A 16,440-nucleotide genomic window follows, 5' to 3' on the forward strand; every position below is an offset into this window, starting at 1 on the left:
TATCCCTCCTTTATCGCAAGGCACACAGATTCATATAGGCCGTCTGCAGCCGTTCGTACAGGGTCTGGCACAGGGGCAGGTCCTCGTACTCGATCCCTGCCGGGGTAAAGCGGTTTTTAACGCCGAAAAAGGCACCCTTAGCAGCATCACCCAAATAGACCGAGCCGTAATGCCAATGGCCACGCAGGCTGAGGAGAATCGAAAGAGCTGCGGACGAAAGGGCCGGTGCAATGTAGGGCTTATAGCCTAACTCGCGGACACGCATATTCGCCTGCACGACCTGTCCCGTCAGTTTCCTGGAAAGGGCGTCGTCATAGGCCGTGACACTGTCGGCAATGACCAGATCGGCCCCATGGGGGCCAAAGGCCCGGCCGGCCGTTAGATAATGCGTAAAGCGGCCATCCTTTTCAGCATAGTAGCAGGCCCGGGCATTCATGACGCCTAAGCCATAGCCTTGGATTTGCCAGGGCTTCAGGCCCGACGCGTCGAGAAAGGCTGCACACAAGGGATCTACAGGATCCGATACGATACATACAAATCCTCTATAGGCTGCCGCCTTGGCTAAGGCCGCAAAATGGCGGATAAGACCGCGGTTCGCAGCGAGCTGGGCCATGCGCACGTCCCCTTGTGCCTCTAAAGGCGGCACGCCCTTAGAGGCACAAAAAACGAAGACGTCACAGTCAAAAAGGCGGTCCTCCTGTACGATATCCACCGGTGGCAAGAGCGGTTCTGTCCCCTGACCGGCAAAGGGATAGCGGATCTGATTGATTTCCATTTCCAGCCGGCTGAGGTTCTTTTCGTTCAGGTCACAAATACCTATAGATTCAATATCGGCTGCACCTAAGAGCCGCAGGCCAATGAGCAGCGTCGTACCTACGTCGCCCAAGGCCAGGATATGAAGGCGCTGCTTCTTCTGCGCCGTAAATGGGCAGCCCGTGAGAGGCAGCGGCGCTGTAATGCCGGCCTCACGCGGCAATTCATGGACGTACCGTTTATTTTCCATCGTCTGGTTCCCCCTTTTCATCGCTCTTCCAGTGTTCTCCCCAGCGCAGGCGTACGAGCCGTTCGATATCATTTTCAATGAAGCGGGTCAGGTCCATATTTTCATCAAACTTGACGCCTACATCGATATCCGGATAGCGCGGATACGTAACGACTTCACCCAAGCGTTTTAAGGTCAGCCTCTTTTCGTACGTTTCCTGATAGACATCCTGCAGGGTTTTTAAAATCATATGTGCATTTTTCAGGCACGTCAGGGAATAGTAGAAATCCGCTTCCGCATCACCATGCTTAATGAACGCAGGTTTTACGTACGGCAGGATCAGATTGATCGACGGATTGCGGTCGTAGCCGCTGTAATTATCGGCATTATCTATACTGTCGCCGCCAATAAAGGGGTAGCAGTCCCGTTCATTCATCCAGACTTCCAGTGTCGGCAGGAAATAGGCGCATTCGGCTTTAATATGTTTTTCTGCCATCATATCCATGGCCTGGCCTGTCATGACCCCTACGAGGGCTTCTTTGATTTCTACCTGATTCTTCATTAAATACGGCGTCAGCATACGCATGCGATGGCCCTTGTGCAAGAGGTCATCGATGAGGATAACCGGGCGGTTAAAGGACTTAATCGTCTTGACCTGGTTTTCTACAGAAGAATAGTGATGCGTTTCGGCAATGGTAAAGCCTTTGACGGAGCGGTTAAAATATTTTTCTATGTGCAGGGCCTTGGTTACTGTATTCGGCACGAGGACATCGCTCAAGGCCTTACCAAAGGGCACGGACATATAGGGACCGCGCCGCTTTTTCTTATCTTCAATGATGGAGACGCCGTTGATATGGGCCACTTTATTGATGATTTTATGGTGTACTGCACTCGTATTAAAGGACAGGAGCAATTTGCCCGGATAAATATGGCGCATGGTCCGCAGCAAATTAGAATGGGCCTGATCGAGCACCTTCAGTACACGGGGATTCTTATTGAAGGGGTTCTTAATGATCGTTTCTACATCCCGGAAGATGACGATAGGCGACTTCATGTTGACGGCGTAGAGAGGCTGCATGGAGCCTGGCGGTTCGATGTTGACAAACCCCTGTTTTGCCAGTGCGTCCAGGACAGTCCGGTTATAGCCAGCCTCATCGACAGGATGATAGACCGCATAGGCATAGTCCCGGGCAATGAGTTCCGTCAGGATTTCTGTAATCAGTATCTGGCCGGCATTAGAAATATCGGCATCATCAGCAATGTACATGAAGCCAATGCAGGCAATGTTGCCGTCGGCCGATTGGCGGATGTGGGCTGCTGTCTGCATGTCGCCGAATTCATTCAATAAATCTTTATTGCGTACACCGTGGACTGCCGCATAGGCAATCATCCGCTTTTCTGTACCGGCATTATCGATATAGAGCGTCCAGACCCGTTCCTTGTCCAGGTTGCGGTCCCGTTCGATGTAGCGGTCGATAACGTCGATATCGTAGCCCATTTGAGTCAGACGGCCATAAACAGGCCAAAGACTTTCTGCACCCCGCGGCCGGAATGCGCCGATACCGATTTCCCTGGCTTCCAGAACATGCTTATAGGCCGGTTCACGCAGGTACAGGTTGTTGTCGTAAATAAAGCTCTGCGCTACGGCGTCGATGAGGTTAGAAATATCCCGGTTCAGGTCAATATTTTCACGGATCCGCGTCGAGCTGATATCTTCATAGAATTTGTCCAGCAAAAGCGGCACGACCTTCGCCGTAATGGGATAGCCGCCATGCGGGCCGCCATCTTCGTTCTCCCTGGTTTCCCGGGCAAAGGCAATATGGTTCACCGTATGGATCGAATCTGCCGTCGGTGTCGCCTTATAGGCCGAGGCGTTTTCAATAACGTCCGTACCGACAGCAATGTACAATTCCTTGCCGGAAAAGATTTCCTTTAAGCGGTGAATATCTGCCTCATTGGCAATATTGACAGATACGTCGTCCGGGAAGGGATAAATATCCTCTTCATCCGCAACGGACATGTTCATAATCTTGCGGCGCATGAGCCGGGGCTGCGTATGCTTGGACCAGGAAAACTCATCGAGTGCCAGGTACACTTCAAAGCCCAGATCGCGGATCTTGCAGGCTACCGCCTTATGGCCCAGGCTGAAGGGGTCAAAGGTGCCCGGATAGAAGCAGGCCTTTCGATGAAGTGGCAGGTCGAAAGCGCCCTGATGCAGGAATTCATGCATGCCGATATAGCGGTAAATATGGTTCAAAACAGCGGCATTACTGTAGAAGTCCAGCGTCCGTTCCGTATTTTCACAGAGGGTAATGAGCAATTTTTTATAGGAATGGGCAAAGAGGAAATCCGTCTGCTCTATAGGCATGTACGGGCTGTGATAAATGAAACGGCCTATATCGCGGAAGGCATCACGGCTCAGTTCCTTATCATAATGGGCATAGGCCTTGATCATGATATACAGAAGCTGCCGCTGGCGTTCCTTATTTTTACCTTCGTTATTGGGAAAGTCCCGTTCAAATTCATGGAAATGTTCCAGGACGACGCCCACAGTATTGACCATGGACGAAGCCATCTGCGTATTTGCCGTCAGGATTTGCGTACGGATTGTCGTTGCAAATTCATCAAAGACCTGAGGCGGCAGTTTCAGGATCATCTGGCCTAAGAACTGCGGTACGTATTTTGAAATCTGCAGGTCTCCGATTTCAAGGCCATTAAACAATTCGACGGCCATTTCATTGCGCTGGGCATAGGTCATGTGGCTAGCAACTTCCAAGAGTCCCTGGCCGGCCACCTGGCGGACAAAAAACGATTCACTTACCTTCAAAAGGTTATTCAAATGCATGCCCAAATGCATGACGCTGCCACTATCGCGGCTTTCATCCATATAATGCAGGACGAGCTCGATATTGGCAACCTTGACGACCCAATGGACGCCGGTCTTCAAGTCATCCAGGAAGAGCGCTCCTTCTTGTTCGTAAAAGGCTTCTTTTTCTGCAGGCAGTCCCTTGGCTTCTAAGAGGTCGCGCCAAAAATCATCATCCGTATAGCCGGCTACGACGTGCCGGGACGAGTAAATAGAAGCAATGCGCACGTTGAAATCCGCATCCTTACGGGCTGCCAAAATAAAGGAATTGGCCATATTGCCAAACGGCGCATCAAAGCATTCGGGTTTAATATCGTTCAACGTTTTTAAGAGGATAATCCGCAATTCCGACGTATAATCATCCTGTTCGTAATACTCCCGCAAAATCTGCATATACGCCGGCCGATCCTGGACACGGCAATTTTCCAGCAAGGAGCAGACAAAGGGACTCAGGCAATAGCTGATCCACAGACGGTGCTGCATGGTAAAGCGCAAGCCCGGTTTAATAGTCTGGGACAGGTACTGCCGGAACAAGGTCAGGTTCGTAATCTTTTTGTGAGGCAGGGTTACGCCTTCCGGTAATTCCTTACTGGAATGAATATTGAAATTAGCTATAATACTTCCCATGAGTTCGGCCGCTTCCATGCGGATATCCCCTTCACGGTGCGACAAGAGCTCATACAAATACTTGAGGGTCATCAATTTCTGATGTTCCGTCATGTACATGGAATATTCCCGGAAAATGCCGATGTACGTACGCACATTTTTCCAATTCCGTTCACTTCGGGCAGCTTCGATGAGATTGCCAAAATCACTTTCATTGCGGAAAAGGCTCATAAGGCGAAGGTTATGGTCAATGGCGGCAAATTTGAGCTGATCGACAATATCTTTTCCTTCCATGAGTACCCGTTCCCGTTGCCGCCGCTGCGGCGGAAACAAAGGAGCCTGGGCAAAGTCATCAGGCAAATCCGTCATGACGCCCTGTTCCCGCATAAAGGCTTCAAAATCTGCCAGCTTAGCATATACCTTCTGATAGCGTTGCTTTTTCTTTTCATCTACGTTATCGAGCTTGCTCAAAATGACATTGAACGCTTCTTCCAAGGTATAGAAATGGACGATTTCTTTCCCCGTACGGGCATCACGGCTGCTCTTGACGCGAAAGTCTGCGTAAATAAGCAGCAACGATTCAGCCGACAAATTTTCCAGTTCCAAATCCCAGACCGAATGGTTGGCTGCAATATGGCCGATAATGGAAAGGCCGGTCCGGTCACAGCAAAGGCTGGTATAAAAATAATGAAGATACGGCACGCGCCGGGCTTCCTTTTTCCGGCAGCCGTATTTTCCTATATCGTGGCACACAGCCGCCCCGGAAATAAGGCCCAAATCGATAGGGACCTCGCACTGGCTAAGCTGTCTGGCCATATACATCGCCACATAATGGACGCCGCCTATATGTCCTAGCGTATTATATGGCGTAATATCAATACCCAGGCGCATGAATTCATAAACATAAAAGTCCATGATCAGTTTTTTCATGCGCAAGTATTCTGACGTATACGTGTTAGCCCGTATTTCATCACTGCTGAGAAGCTGAATATCTTTCGTCGGATCGAAGGGTAGACGGTACCGTTCATAACGGTATAAGCCACGTAATACCTGCAGAATAAACAGGCGGCCAGCTCGGTACTGCGGCGCATCCGTCAGGGCCGGAAGCATCATGGGGTCATCCCAGGAATCCTTATTTTCCGGAAAGATCCGCACGAGGATAGAATTATAGCAGTACAGCAGCCAGCCGCCATCAGGACTGTCCTTGAGCAGGGAAAACCGCCCTTGCAGCTCTTTGAGTACCTGTGGCGCATAAAAACGGCCATCGGCACCGGCAACGGAGGCCAGTGTTTCTGCGAGGGGCCGCAGTACAGACTCGCTGCAAAGCGTTTGCAACAGCGTTTCATCAAAGACCGGACGCCGTCGGAAGCTTTCTTCATTCAAGGCATGCCGAAGTGCTTGATATATGGTAATACCGTCACTCTTCATAGTCTATCCCTCCAAAACACAACAAGACGCCAGGACGGCGTCTTGTTGTATTCATCATAATTTATTCAGCATATAGTTCCCGATTACGTTTGACGATATCCATAATAAGGTTCGCCGTTTCCTCTATGGCTTTAGACGATACGTCGATAACCGGGCAGTGAAGGCGCCGCATGACACTGCGGGCATACGTTAATTCTTCGTTGATGCGGTCAATATTGGCATAGCTGGCATTGGCGTCGAGGCCCATACTGCGCAGCCGTTCACTACGGATAAAATTCAGCTTGAAGGGATCAATGATCAGGCCCACGACTTTGCGGGCCGGAATCTGGAACAGTTCCGGTGGCAGGGCCACTTCCGGCACCAAGGGCAGGTTAGCCGCTTTGATCCGCTTATGAGCCAAGTACATGGATAAAGGCGTTTTAGATGTACGCGAAACGCCGACGATGACGATATCCGCTTTCAGGAAACCTACAGGGTTCTTGCCATCATCATATTTTACGGCAAATTCAATGGCTTCTACGCGTTTGAAGTATTCCTCATCGAGGCGGTGAATCATACCGGCTTTCATAGTCGGCTCTGTAGAAGCAATCTGTCCTATCCCTGCGAGCATCGGGCCGATAATATCGACAACGGTAATCTTCCGTCCTTCTGTCAGCGTCTGTAAGCGCCGCCGCAAAACCGGAGAAATGATGGTATAGCAGATCATGGCATTATTTTCTTCTGCTTTTTTTACAATATCGTCTATCTGCTGTTCCGAACGTATATATGGAATACGTACAATGTTAAACTCCTCCTGATTGTACTGGCTGGCAGCAGCCCGGGCCACGCGTTCTGCCGTTTCTCCCAGTGAATCAGAACAAGCATACACTATGGGTTTATCCACTTACGATCTCCTCCCTAATCCGCATTCTACAAAGAGGCGGGTAATATTGGTCTTAGAAATTCTGCCTACAATATGTAATTCCTTGCGATCTTCCTGTTCCCGGTTCAAGACGTTCACGACAGGCAGGCAATCCACTTCGTATTCCATCAGCCGTTGCGCCGCTACCAGTGCCTGTTCTTCCGGTTCTACATAGATGAGCTTACTGGCCGGGGTCATTACCATGCGTACAGGTAACGAGCGCAGGTCATTATTTCCCAGGGCCGTTCGCAGCAGGTCCTTCCGGGACACGACGCCGACCAGGATGTTGTCATTGGCAACGAATACGGTTCCTACATCTTCTGTAAACATGGCGATTACGGCATCATACGCGCTGGTATGTTCACCTACGACAACAGGCTGGGACAGGCACGACTCCACTTTAATATCTGTAATCACGCGGGACAGCAGATCTTTTTCCTTATTGCCTGTAAAGAAATAGCCCAATTTCGGGCGGGCATCAATGAGGCCCAGCATTGTCAGAATAGCCAGATCAGAGCGCAGCGCAGCACGCGTTACATGCAATTTGGCCGCAATGTGTTGTCCCGTAATCGGGCTTTGTTCCTTGACAATATTCAAAATCGTTTCCTGGCGTTCCGATAACATGTTCTCCGTTCACCTCCTGCGTATCAATAATTTGGTTGTATACAATAATAAGTATATACTATCTCTTCCATATACACAATAAATACCTGCCTGATATAGAAAAATAAGATAGTATACAAATAAAGACGGATCAAAAGAATAGCCTAATACTCTTGATCCGTCTTTTTTATGTCATTCTGTTACCACGTATAATCTTCGGTATCAGCACGGCCTTTGCCGGTGAGGGAATCCATAAGTATCCGCTGTTCTATCTGTGCTACATTCTTTCTGGTCGCAACGACCGCATCGGGGTTAACCGATACAGAATCGATGCCACTCTTGACGAGGAATTCCGTAAAGTCCGGATATACACTCGGTGCCTGGCCACAAATAGAAACGGTCTTGCCGTCTTTATGTGCCACATTGATCAAATGACGGATAGCTCTCTTTACTGCCAGGTTCCGTTCATCAAAGAGCGGTGCTACCGTATCGTTATCACGATCGCAGCCCATGATGAGCATGGTCAAATCGTTGGAGCCAATGGAATAGCCATCGACGAATTTATTGAACTGGTCAGCCAGAATGATGTTGGAAGGAATTTCAGCCATGAGCCAAACTTTAAAGTCCGGTCCGCGATGCAAGCCTTCTTCGTCCATGATCTTAACGACCTTTTCCATTTCGTCGACGCGGCGGCAGAACGGAATCATGACGTTCAGATTCTTGAAGCCGAATTCTTCCCGTACTTTGCGGACAGCCTTGATTTCCAGTTTGAAGGCTTCGATGTACTTAGGATCGTAGTAGCGCGATGCCCCACGCCAGCCGAGGAGAGCGCTGCTTTCCTGTGGTTCGTATTTGTCGCCACCTTTAAGGTTGCGGTATTCGCTCGATTTGAAATCGCTAAAGCGCAGCGTTACCGGGCGCGGTGCCAAGGCCTGGCATACTTTACGCATGCCGTCAGCCAGCTGGTCTACGACGCGTTCGGGATGACCGATTTCGATGAGATACAAGGGATGTTCATGAATGAAGGTCGTCCAAATGAATTCTTCACGCATGAGGCCAATGCCGTCGCACGGCAGAACGCCATATTTTTCAGCCAAATCGGGGTTGCCCAGATTCATATAAATCTTCGTCCCTGTAATAGGAGCCGCTTCAGCAGCTACGACCGTTGCACCGGCAGCAGGAGCTGCGGCAGCCGGTTTGACAATATCGGCTACAACGCCTTCGTAGACGATACCATTTGTTGCGTCAATCGTAATTTCCTGGCCATCCTGAATGGTCGTCGTCGCTTCCTGGCTGCGGCTCTTCGTACCGACGATGCAAGGGATACCGAGTTCACGGCTGACAATAGAAGCGTGGCAGGTCATACCACCGGCATCGGTAACGATGGCTTTGGCTTTCTTCATGGCCGGTACCCAGTCTGGAGCTGTCATGGTCGTAACGAGGATTTCGCCGTCTTTGAATTCGGCAATCTTCGCCGGATCGAGAATGACATGGGCTTTGCCTGCTGCGTGTCCCGGGCTGGCCGGAAGACCTTTTACCAAAATGTTGCGTTCTGTTGTCATGGCAACCTGTTCCCCACTTTCAGTCTTAGTCTGTTTCTTTTCTTTATTCTTCTTGGACCATACGGTTTCCGGACGGGCCTGGAGAAGCCACAGTTTATTCGTCCGTTCATCGACGCCCCATTCCATATCCATGTAGCAGCCATAGTGTTCTTCAATGGCTTTGGCGTAGCTGGCCAGTTCACGTACCTGATCATCAGAAATAGCCTGCAGCTTCCGTTCTGCTTCCGGTACGGGTTGTTCTTCTACGTCGCCCGTTTCTTTGCGGACCAATTTGATGGGTTTATCATTTACCATCTTGGACATAATTTCCAACGTATCCTTGTTTACGCGGAAATTATCCGGTGTAACTGTGCCCTGTACGACGTATTCGCCCAGGCCCCAGGCACCTTCAATGGTAATCGTCGAATCATCACCCGTTACCAGGTCAACCGTAAACATAACGCCGGCAGCCTTGGAGAAGACCATCATCTGGACAGCTGCACTCAGTGCTACAGAGAGGTGATCAAAGCCCTGTTTCGTACGATAGTAGGTAGCACGATCTGTAAAAGTAGAAGCATAGCATTCTTTTACCTTTTCGATGACCATGTCTGCGCCTTTAACGTTCAGATAGGTATCCTGCTGGCCGGCAAAGCTGGCATCAGGCAAATCTTCGGCTGTGGCACTGGAACGAACGGCCACAAAGGGATCGCTTTCGCCCATTTTCTTGCCCAGTTCTTCATAGCTGGTACGGATGGCATCAGCCAGATCTTTCGGCATTTCCGCATCGCAAATCGCCTTGCGGATGGCAGCTGTAACATCGCGCAGCTGTGTGGAATCTTCGACGTCCGTCAGGCCTTTTAATAATTCTTTAATCGTCACATCCAGGCCCGTGGCATGCATAAAATGCCGGTACCCTTCAGCCGTCGTTGCAAAGCCATACGGAACAGGCACTTTCGTCTGCGATGTCAATTCGCCCAGAGACGATGATTTTCCCCCAACAAGAGCTACGTCTGCGCGGCGCAGTTCGTCAAACCATAACACAAATGCTTTATCTCTGTCCATCATACCTTACCTCCTGAAACCCTCTAATCATATATGCTTAATGTTACTTATTTCGTATTTATAGTACCCTATTTGTATCATATTGTCAATGAATTTGTGAAAAAAGACATAATACCTTTTTAATGGTATGTCTTTTACGGTAAATATCGTACTATTCTAGAAAACTTCCTGGTATTCTTGTACATCTATTTTAGTTGCCAGACTAGGTGCCGGAACAGCCTCGGGAAGACCGTCAAAATTTGCCCCGGCCCCTATTTGTCCCTATTCACAGAGCGCACTGGTGTGTTATAATTAGAAATTAGTAAAGCTATATATAATAGAATTAATATGATTACCACAAGGAGTATCAGGAGGAACTATGTATACACCCAGACGCAGAGCGAAACACGCCAAACATGGCGGACCGCTGCATCGTTTCCGCATGCTGATTGTCTTACTTATCGTCGTCATGGCCGGCCTTGGTTTTGGCTACATCTTTGCTGCCTATCAAACACTGCCGCCAGTAAGCAACAATATGCGTCCTGCCGTTTCCTCGCAGGTATTCGACCGCCACGGCCGTTTGATCACGACCCTGCATTCCGATCAGAACCGCCTGCCTATCGACATCAACAAGGTGCCCCAGAATTTGCAGAACGCCTTTATTGCCGCCGAAGATAATCGTTTTTACGATCACATCGGTATCGACCCCATCGGCATTCTTCGTGCTATTGTCACCAATCTGACCAACCACGGTATCGCCCAGGGGGGCAGTACGATCACACAGCAGCTGGCTAAGAACGCCTTCCTTTCGCAGGAACAGACATTAAAGCGTAAAGTACAGGAAGCCATGCTGGCTTTGGAAATCGAACACAAGTACAGCAAAAAAGAAATTCTGGAAATGTACATGAACCAAATCTATTTTGGCCAGGGCGCGTACGGTATTCAAACGGCTGCCAAAACGTATTTCAATAAGGACGTCGATCAGCTGTCACTGACGCAGTGTGCTATGCTCGCCGGGTTACCTAAGAGTCCTAACTATTACTCGCCGTTTAATAATTTGAAAGAAGCTGAAGCCCGTAAAAACGTGGTCCTCGACCAGATGGCTAAATACGGCTACATTACGACGGCCCAGGCAGAAGAAGCTAAAAAAGCCAGCCTGGAATTGTCCCAAAACAAGCAGACTGCTGCTAACTCCGAAACAGAATCGTTCATCGATTACGTATCCCAGCAGGTGGCTGCCAAGTACGGCGACGATGCGCTTTACAAGGAAGGCCTGAAGATTTACACGACCTTGGATACAGAAAAGCAGCACGCAGCGGTCAAGGCTATGCGCGATCTGCCTGATAACTACACCGATGCCAACGGCCTGACACAGCCGCAGGGCGCCCTCGTTTCCATTGACCCTCAGACCGGTTATATCTTAGCTATGGTCGGCGGCCGTGGCCAGGACAGCTTCAACCGTGCCAGCATGGCAGTCCGCCAGCCCGGTTCGGCCTTTAAGCCTTTCGTATACCTCACAGCCCTTCAGGATGACATGACCCCTGATTCGACCATGGAAGACAAGAAAGTATCCTATGGCGGCTGGAGTCCGCAGAACTCGGAAAAATCTTATGGCGGTACGATGACCCTGCGTCAGGCCCTGGCCCTCTCGGTCAACACCATTGCCGTCCAGCTGGCTGACAAAGTCGGTACAGAAAAGATCATCAACAATGCCAAGAAGATGGGCATAACAACCCTCGTCGACAAGGGCAGCCCCAATGATAACAACCTGGCCATGGCCCTGGGCGGCCTCACGCGCGGCGTTACACCCCTGGAAATGGCCAGTGCCTACGGCACCTTCGCCAACAAGGGCGTCCACGTTAAACCGACGGCCATCATCAAGATTCTCGACCGTAATGGCAACGTCATTGAAGATAACAGCAACAACAAAGCTGACGCAACGCGGGTTATGTCCGAACGGGAAGCCTATGAAATGACTTCCATGCTCGAAGGCGTCATCGATCACGGCACAGGTACGGCCGCTGCCATCGGTCAGCCTGCTGCCGGCAAGACCGGTACGACAGACGATAATAAAGACGCCTGGTTTGTCGGCTATACGCCGACCATCGTCACCGCTGTCTGGATTGGCGATGACACTGGTTCCCACAGTCTGGGTGAAGTATACGGCGGCACGATTCCGGCAAGGATCTGGCACGATTATATGGTCTCTGCTGTCGATGGGGAATCGACGAAGGACTTCTCCGTACCGGAGGGCATGGCCCGTCAGGCACGGCAGACCGTTTCTGAGCAAAAGACGACAACGACGACAAAGACGCAAAAAGAAACACCGAATAAGACGGAAACCAAAACTGCCGATACGGATAAAACCGACACGTCAGATACACAGCGCAGCAAATCACAACAGGCTGACAAGAATAACAAGGCCCAGTAGGGCTGCATAAAAACCGGGACGGCAGAGCCGTCCCGGTTTTATTTCTCACAAAAGAAGAGACCTATGTTTAATCGCATTGTATTTTTCTGGAAAATAGGCTGTATAGGCGCCCTCTTGGGCTGTGTCAACTGGTTTATGTATCATCAGGGCCTGCCGTTTCTTTCTTCTTGGTGGACACTGCTGCCCTTCCTGCTCCTGCCTTTTAGCTTTTCCCTGGCTTATAACGCTATTCACGCAGTCCCATCGTGGCTGGAAAAAATATTCGCCTGGACAGGCGGTTACTGGTTTGTCTTTACCTTGTATTCCTTTTTCTTCGCCCTGCTCTATGGCCTGGCCTTTTTGCTCTGCGCCCTGAGCCGCTCCCTGTCCCTCTGGCACTTGTACGCGCCCCTTGCTGCACAGGTTCTCTTTGTACTCTGTCTGCTTCTTCTCTGTTACGGTTCATGGCACGCCCTGCACCCGGTCACACGGACCGTCACCGTCCAAACAGATAAGCTTACGGCGCCTGTTACCCTGGCGTTTCTCACGGACCTGCATTTAGGACCGCTGCAAAGCAACTGGTATAGCCGCCGGCTGGTAAAGCGGATCAATGACCTGTCTGCTGACGCGGTCATCTTGGGCGGTGACCTCATCGATGCCCACTTGGACTTTGTCCTCCGCGACGGCAGCTACCGGGCCTTTGAACAGATCAAAGCACGCCTGGGTACGTACGCCGTTTTTGGCAATCACGACTTTTTTGACGGTGATATCGATCGGGAAGATCAGTATTTCTCATCCATCCGCTTCCTGCGTCACGAACAGTGGGAACTGGTCCCCGGTCTGGTACTTACAGGCCTCAATGATTATATCCATTTTCCCTCAGCCACCGTTCCCGCCTGTGATCCCGGACAGTTCAATATTCTCATCGATCACGAACCGCTGCGCATCTCCCAGGCAGAAGCAGCCGGGTATGACCTGTATCTGGGCGGCCATACCCACGCAGGACAGTTCTTCCCCGTTACGGCGATTACGAACCGCCTGTATCAGCTCAACTACGGCAGCCGCTATTTCGGCAAACTCCTGGCTATCGTTTCCAGCGGCTACGGTTCATGGGGCATGCCCTTCCGCACAGGCCCGGCACCGGAAATCGTCGTCATCAAGATCAAAGGACGCCCATAAAAAAAGCTTCAGCCGGTTTTACAACTGCCGGCTGGAGCTTTTTTATTGCCTTTTATTTACGTACCAGCTGCTGGGAAGGGACACAAGCGTCCACTATTTCATTGCCTGAACGCCAAATCCACTGCTTGTCTGTGTCTTCGAGCCACACGTTGCCATTGCCCTGGCCTGCATCATCAAAGCAGAGCTGCAGGCGGTTAGCAAAGACCAGGCGCACCGTACCAATATACGTGTCCTGTGACGCTAAGGGATAGTTACACAGGCCCGTAGCATGTTGACGCGCCGTTGCTTCCTCTTCCTGTTGAATGTCGACAGACAGAATAGGCTGGCCCAGCAGAGGCGCAAGCAAGGTTTCGCTATCAAATACGGCCAGGCTGCCGCTGCGGCTGCTACGCAGGTTCGCCGGCAGGAGATTCTTGCTGACGCGGACACTGCTGCTTTCATTGTACAAGATTTCAAAAGTCCCCCTGTCCGTTATGAGCAGCAGCGGTTCATGCACGCGGAAGCGGACCGGCATACGCAGGCGCTGGACGAGATCGCGGCCTTCTTCAAGGGAAAAGCGCGTGCCATTAGGCGTATAAAAGAGACTGTTTCCGTCATTTACTTTTAATTTATAAAATTCTTCCGCCGGGAAGAGATATTGGCGCTCATCCTTACTATAGGTCATGCAGTCAGGGCCATCCAAAAAGCGTATTCCTTTGAGGGTTGCCCCTTCTATATCCAGGGCCTGCAGCATGCGTTGCAGCTCGTCCGGATTTTGCCACACTACGGCCCCCCACTGGGACGGATCAAAATACGAATTGATAAAACGATCTTTTCCACCAAGTATCTGCACAGGCATTCACTTCCTCTCCTCATAAATTAGGACTCATATAGTATTATATCACAACAAAAAAATCCCCAGCCAGCAAACAATATGCTGGCTGGGGAACAGGCATCTTCAGAACTGCGGCAGGCGGCGTGAATCAGACATCCATGTAGGCGCCGGCCATAGCCGATACGGCTAACTTCGAATAGAGCCGCTGTACAGGCGATTTAGGTTTCAGCTGCGGTACCTTCCAGTTGCGTTTCCGTTCTGCCAGAATAGCTGTGACTTCTTCCGGCGTTTGTTTTTCACCTTTTGTCCCAATGACGTTCAGCTTACGATTGGGAATGTCGATTTCGATCAGGTCATCGTTCTCGATCAAGGCAATGGGGCCGCCTTCAACGGCTTCCGGCGAGATGTGACCAATGCAGGGACCGGAGCTGGCACCGGAGAAACGGCCATCCGTAATCAGGGCAACCGAGTGGTTCAGCGTCTGGTCATATACGATCGCATCGGTAGTCATGTGCATTTCCGGCATACCGGACCCTTTAGGACCTTCATAGCGGATAACGATGATACTATTCTGTGGAATCTGCCGTTTAATAACCGCATCATAGGCAGCTTCTTCCGAGTTGAATACCAGCGCCTTACCAATGTGATGGTGCATTTCCGGTACCGTTGCCGAATATTTGATAACGCCGCCATCAGGTGCAATATTCCCTTTCATAACGGCTACAGAACCATACATCGTAGCTTCTTCCGGCGGTGTAATGACATCTTCCGGGCGAATACCAAAGTTGCGCAAGTGACCGTGGCAGCGTTCAAAGAAGCCATCTTCCCGAAGTGTTTCCAGATTTTCACCCAGCGTCTTGCCCGTGCAGGTCATGACATCCAGGTTCAGCTGATCCCGGATCAGCCATTCAACCATGGGCACGCCACCGGCCATCCAGAACATTTCACCGACATATTTGCCATTAGGCTGTACATTTACGAGGTGCTTGATTTTGCGGTTGACTTCATCAAAGATTTCCGGATCCAATTCGATACCTAATTCATGGGCTGCTGCAGGCAAATGGATGAAGGCATTCGTACTGCCACCCAGGGCGGCGTGTACTTTAATGGCATTCATGAAGGCGTCTTCCGTCATGATCTTCGAGGCAGTAATCCCTTGCCGGGCCAGGTTCATGACAGCATCACCGGCTGCACGGGCATAATGCTTGGTTTCCGCAAACATAGCCGGCATGAGGGCCGTGCCCGGCAGGGCCAGACCTAACGCTTCAGACATGCACTGCATCGTGCTGGCCGTCCCCATGAACTGACAGACGCCACACGTAGGACAGTTGGATAATTTATAATTGCGCATTTCCCGTTCCACCGGTTCACCCCGTTTTTCCCGGGCACACAGGCGGCCGCACAGTCCGGCAGTCGTCATATCCGGACCCACGTGCTGGGAACCGCCCGGTACGTGTACAGTCGGTAAATCGAGACGCGCTGCAGCAATCAGATGGGCCGGTACGGACTTATCACAACTCGAAAGGAGAACCATACCATCCCAGGGAATGACGTTGGCATGAATTTCCACCATATCGGCAATGATTTCCCGGCTCAGGAGGACGTAGTTCATGCCGTCGTGGCCTTCGGCCCAGCCGTCACAAATATCCGTAGCATGGAAACGGGCTGCTTTGCCGCCGCTTTCCAGGACACCCATGCTCACCTGTTCGGCTAAGGTTCCCAGATGGTAGCTGCCCGGATGGCTTTCACCCTGTACATCATCGACCAGAATCTGCATCTTATCCAGATCGCGTTCAGACCAGTTCATTGCCAATTTCAGCGCATCTACTTGCGGCCAAATCTTACGTGTTGCTTTACTTCTCTGTACATCCATCATTAGCACCTCTTCATATATAGTATTAGTAAAACGAAACTCTTATATACAATATGTTAAGTCCTGGTACGTGCTCTGTCAATTCATATGTCAAATTAGTATCCTAGAATGTAAGTGTTGTACTAAAATGCATACGTATAAGAAAAAATCCGCACAGACAGAAGTATGGCATATGTCATACCTCTGTCCATGCGGA

Annotated in this window: 9 protein-coding genes; 2 read left to right on the forward strand and 7 right to left on the reverse strand. The window is 50.6% G+C overall.

Annotated elements, in window-relative coordinates; translation table 11 throughout:
* Positions 1-10 precede the first annotated feature (10 nt).
* From H8J70_RS03145 to ppsA, 5 genes are all read right to left on the reverse strand, one after another.
* Positions 11-1,003 carry a Rossmann-fold NAD(P)-binding domain-containing protein gene (locus tag H8J70_RS03145; protein ID WP_186502408.1) on the reverse strand — a complete coding sequence of 331 codons (993 nt, stop codon included), beginning with the start codon at positions 1,001-1,003 and terminating at the stop codon, positions 11-13.
* The gene (locus tag H8J70_RS03150; protein ID WP_186502409.1) at positions 993-5,882 is read right to left on the reverse strand and encodes a phosphohydrolase; all 4,890 of its coding nucleotides are present in this window, start codon (positions 5,880-5,882) and stop codon (positions 993-995) included. The genes H8J70_RS03145 and H8J70_RS03150 overlap by 11 nt, the downstream gene beginning before the upstream one ends.
* Before the next feature lie 61 nt (positions 5,883-5,943).
* Positions 5,944-6,765: a pyruvate, water dikinase regulatory protein gene (locus tag H8J70_RS03155; RefSeq protein ID WP_186502410.1), complete on the reverse strand. Its 822-nt coding sequence runs from the start codon at positions 6,763-6,765 to the stop codon at positions 5,944-5,946.
* Positions 6,766-7,407, reverse strand: a complete 642-nt coding sequence (gene ccpN, locus H8J70_RS03160) for a transcriptional regulator CcpN (protein WP_186502411.1) — start codon at positions 7,405-7,407, stop codon at positions 6,766-6,768.
* 179 nt (positions 7,408-7,586) lie between these two features.
* Positions 7,587-9,989 carry a phosphoenolpyruvate synthase gene (gene ppsA / locus H8J70_RS03165; RefSeq protein ID WP_186502448.1) on the reverse strand — a complete coding sequence of 801 codons (2,403 nt, stop codon included), beginning with the start codon at positions 9,987-9,989 and terminating at the stop codon, positions 7,587-7,589.
* A 358-nt stretch (positions 9,990-10,347) separates the two neighbouring features.
* On the opposite strand from ppsA, the gene H8J70_RS03170 reads away from it, so the two are divergent.
* Positions 10,348-12,399: a transglycosylase domain-containing protein gene (locus H8J70_RS03170; RefSeq protein WP_186502412.1), complete on the forward strand. Its 2,052-nt coding sequence runs from the start codon at positions 10,348-10,350 to the stop codon at positions 12,397-12,399.
* 63 nt (positions 12,400-12,462) lie between these two features.
* Positions 12,463-13,557: a metallophosphoesterase gene (locus tag H8J70_RS03175; protein ID WP_186502413.1), complete on the forward strand. Its 1,095-nt coding sequence runs from the start codon at positions 12,463-12,465 to the stop codon at positions 13,555-13,557.
* A gap of 52 nt (positions 13,558-13,609) precedes the next feature.
* Here the strand turns inward: H8J70_RS03175 and H8J70_RS03180 are convergent, their stop codons facing one another.
* Both H8J70_RS03180 and ilvD read right to left on the reverse strand, forming a co-directional pair.
* Positions 13,610-14,389, reverse strand: a complete 780-nt coding sequence (locus H8J70_RS03180; RefSeq protein WP_186502414.1) for a hypothetical protein — start codon at positions 14,387-14,389, stop codon at positions 13,610-13,612.
* 130 nt (positions 14,390-14,519) lie between these two features.
* A complete protein-coding gene (gene ilvD, locus H8J70_RS03185; RefSeq protein WP_186502415.1) occupies positions 14,520-16,247 on the reverse strand; it encodes a dihydroxy-acid dehydratase in 1,728 nt (575 codons plus the stop codon).
* Positions 16,248-16,440: the final 193 nt, after the last annotated feature.

The organism is Megasphaera hominis, assembly GCF_014269395.1.
Taxonomy (GTDB): Bacteria; Bacillota; Negativicutes; order Veillonellales; family Megasphaeraceae; genus Megasphaera; species Megasphaera hominis.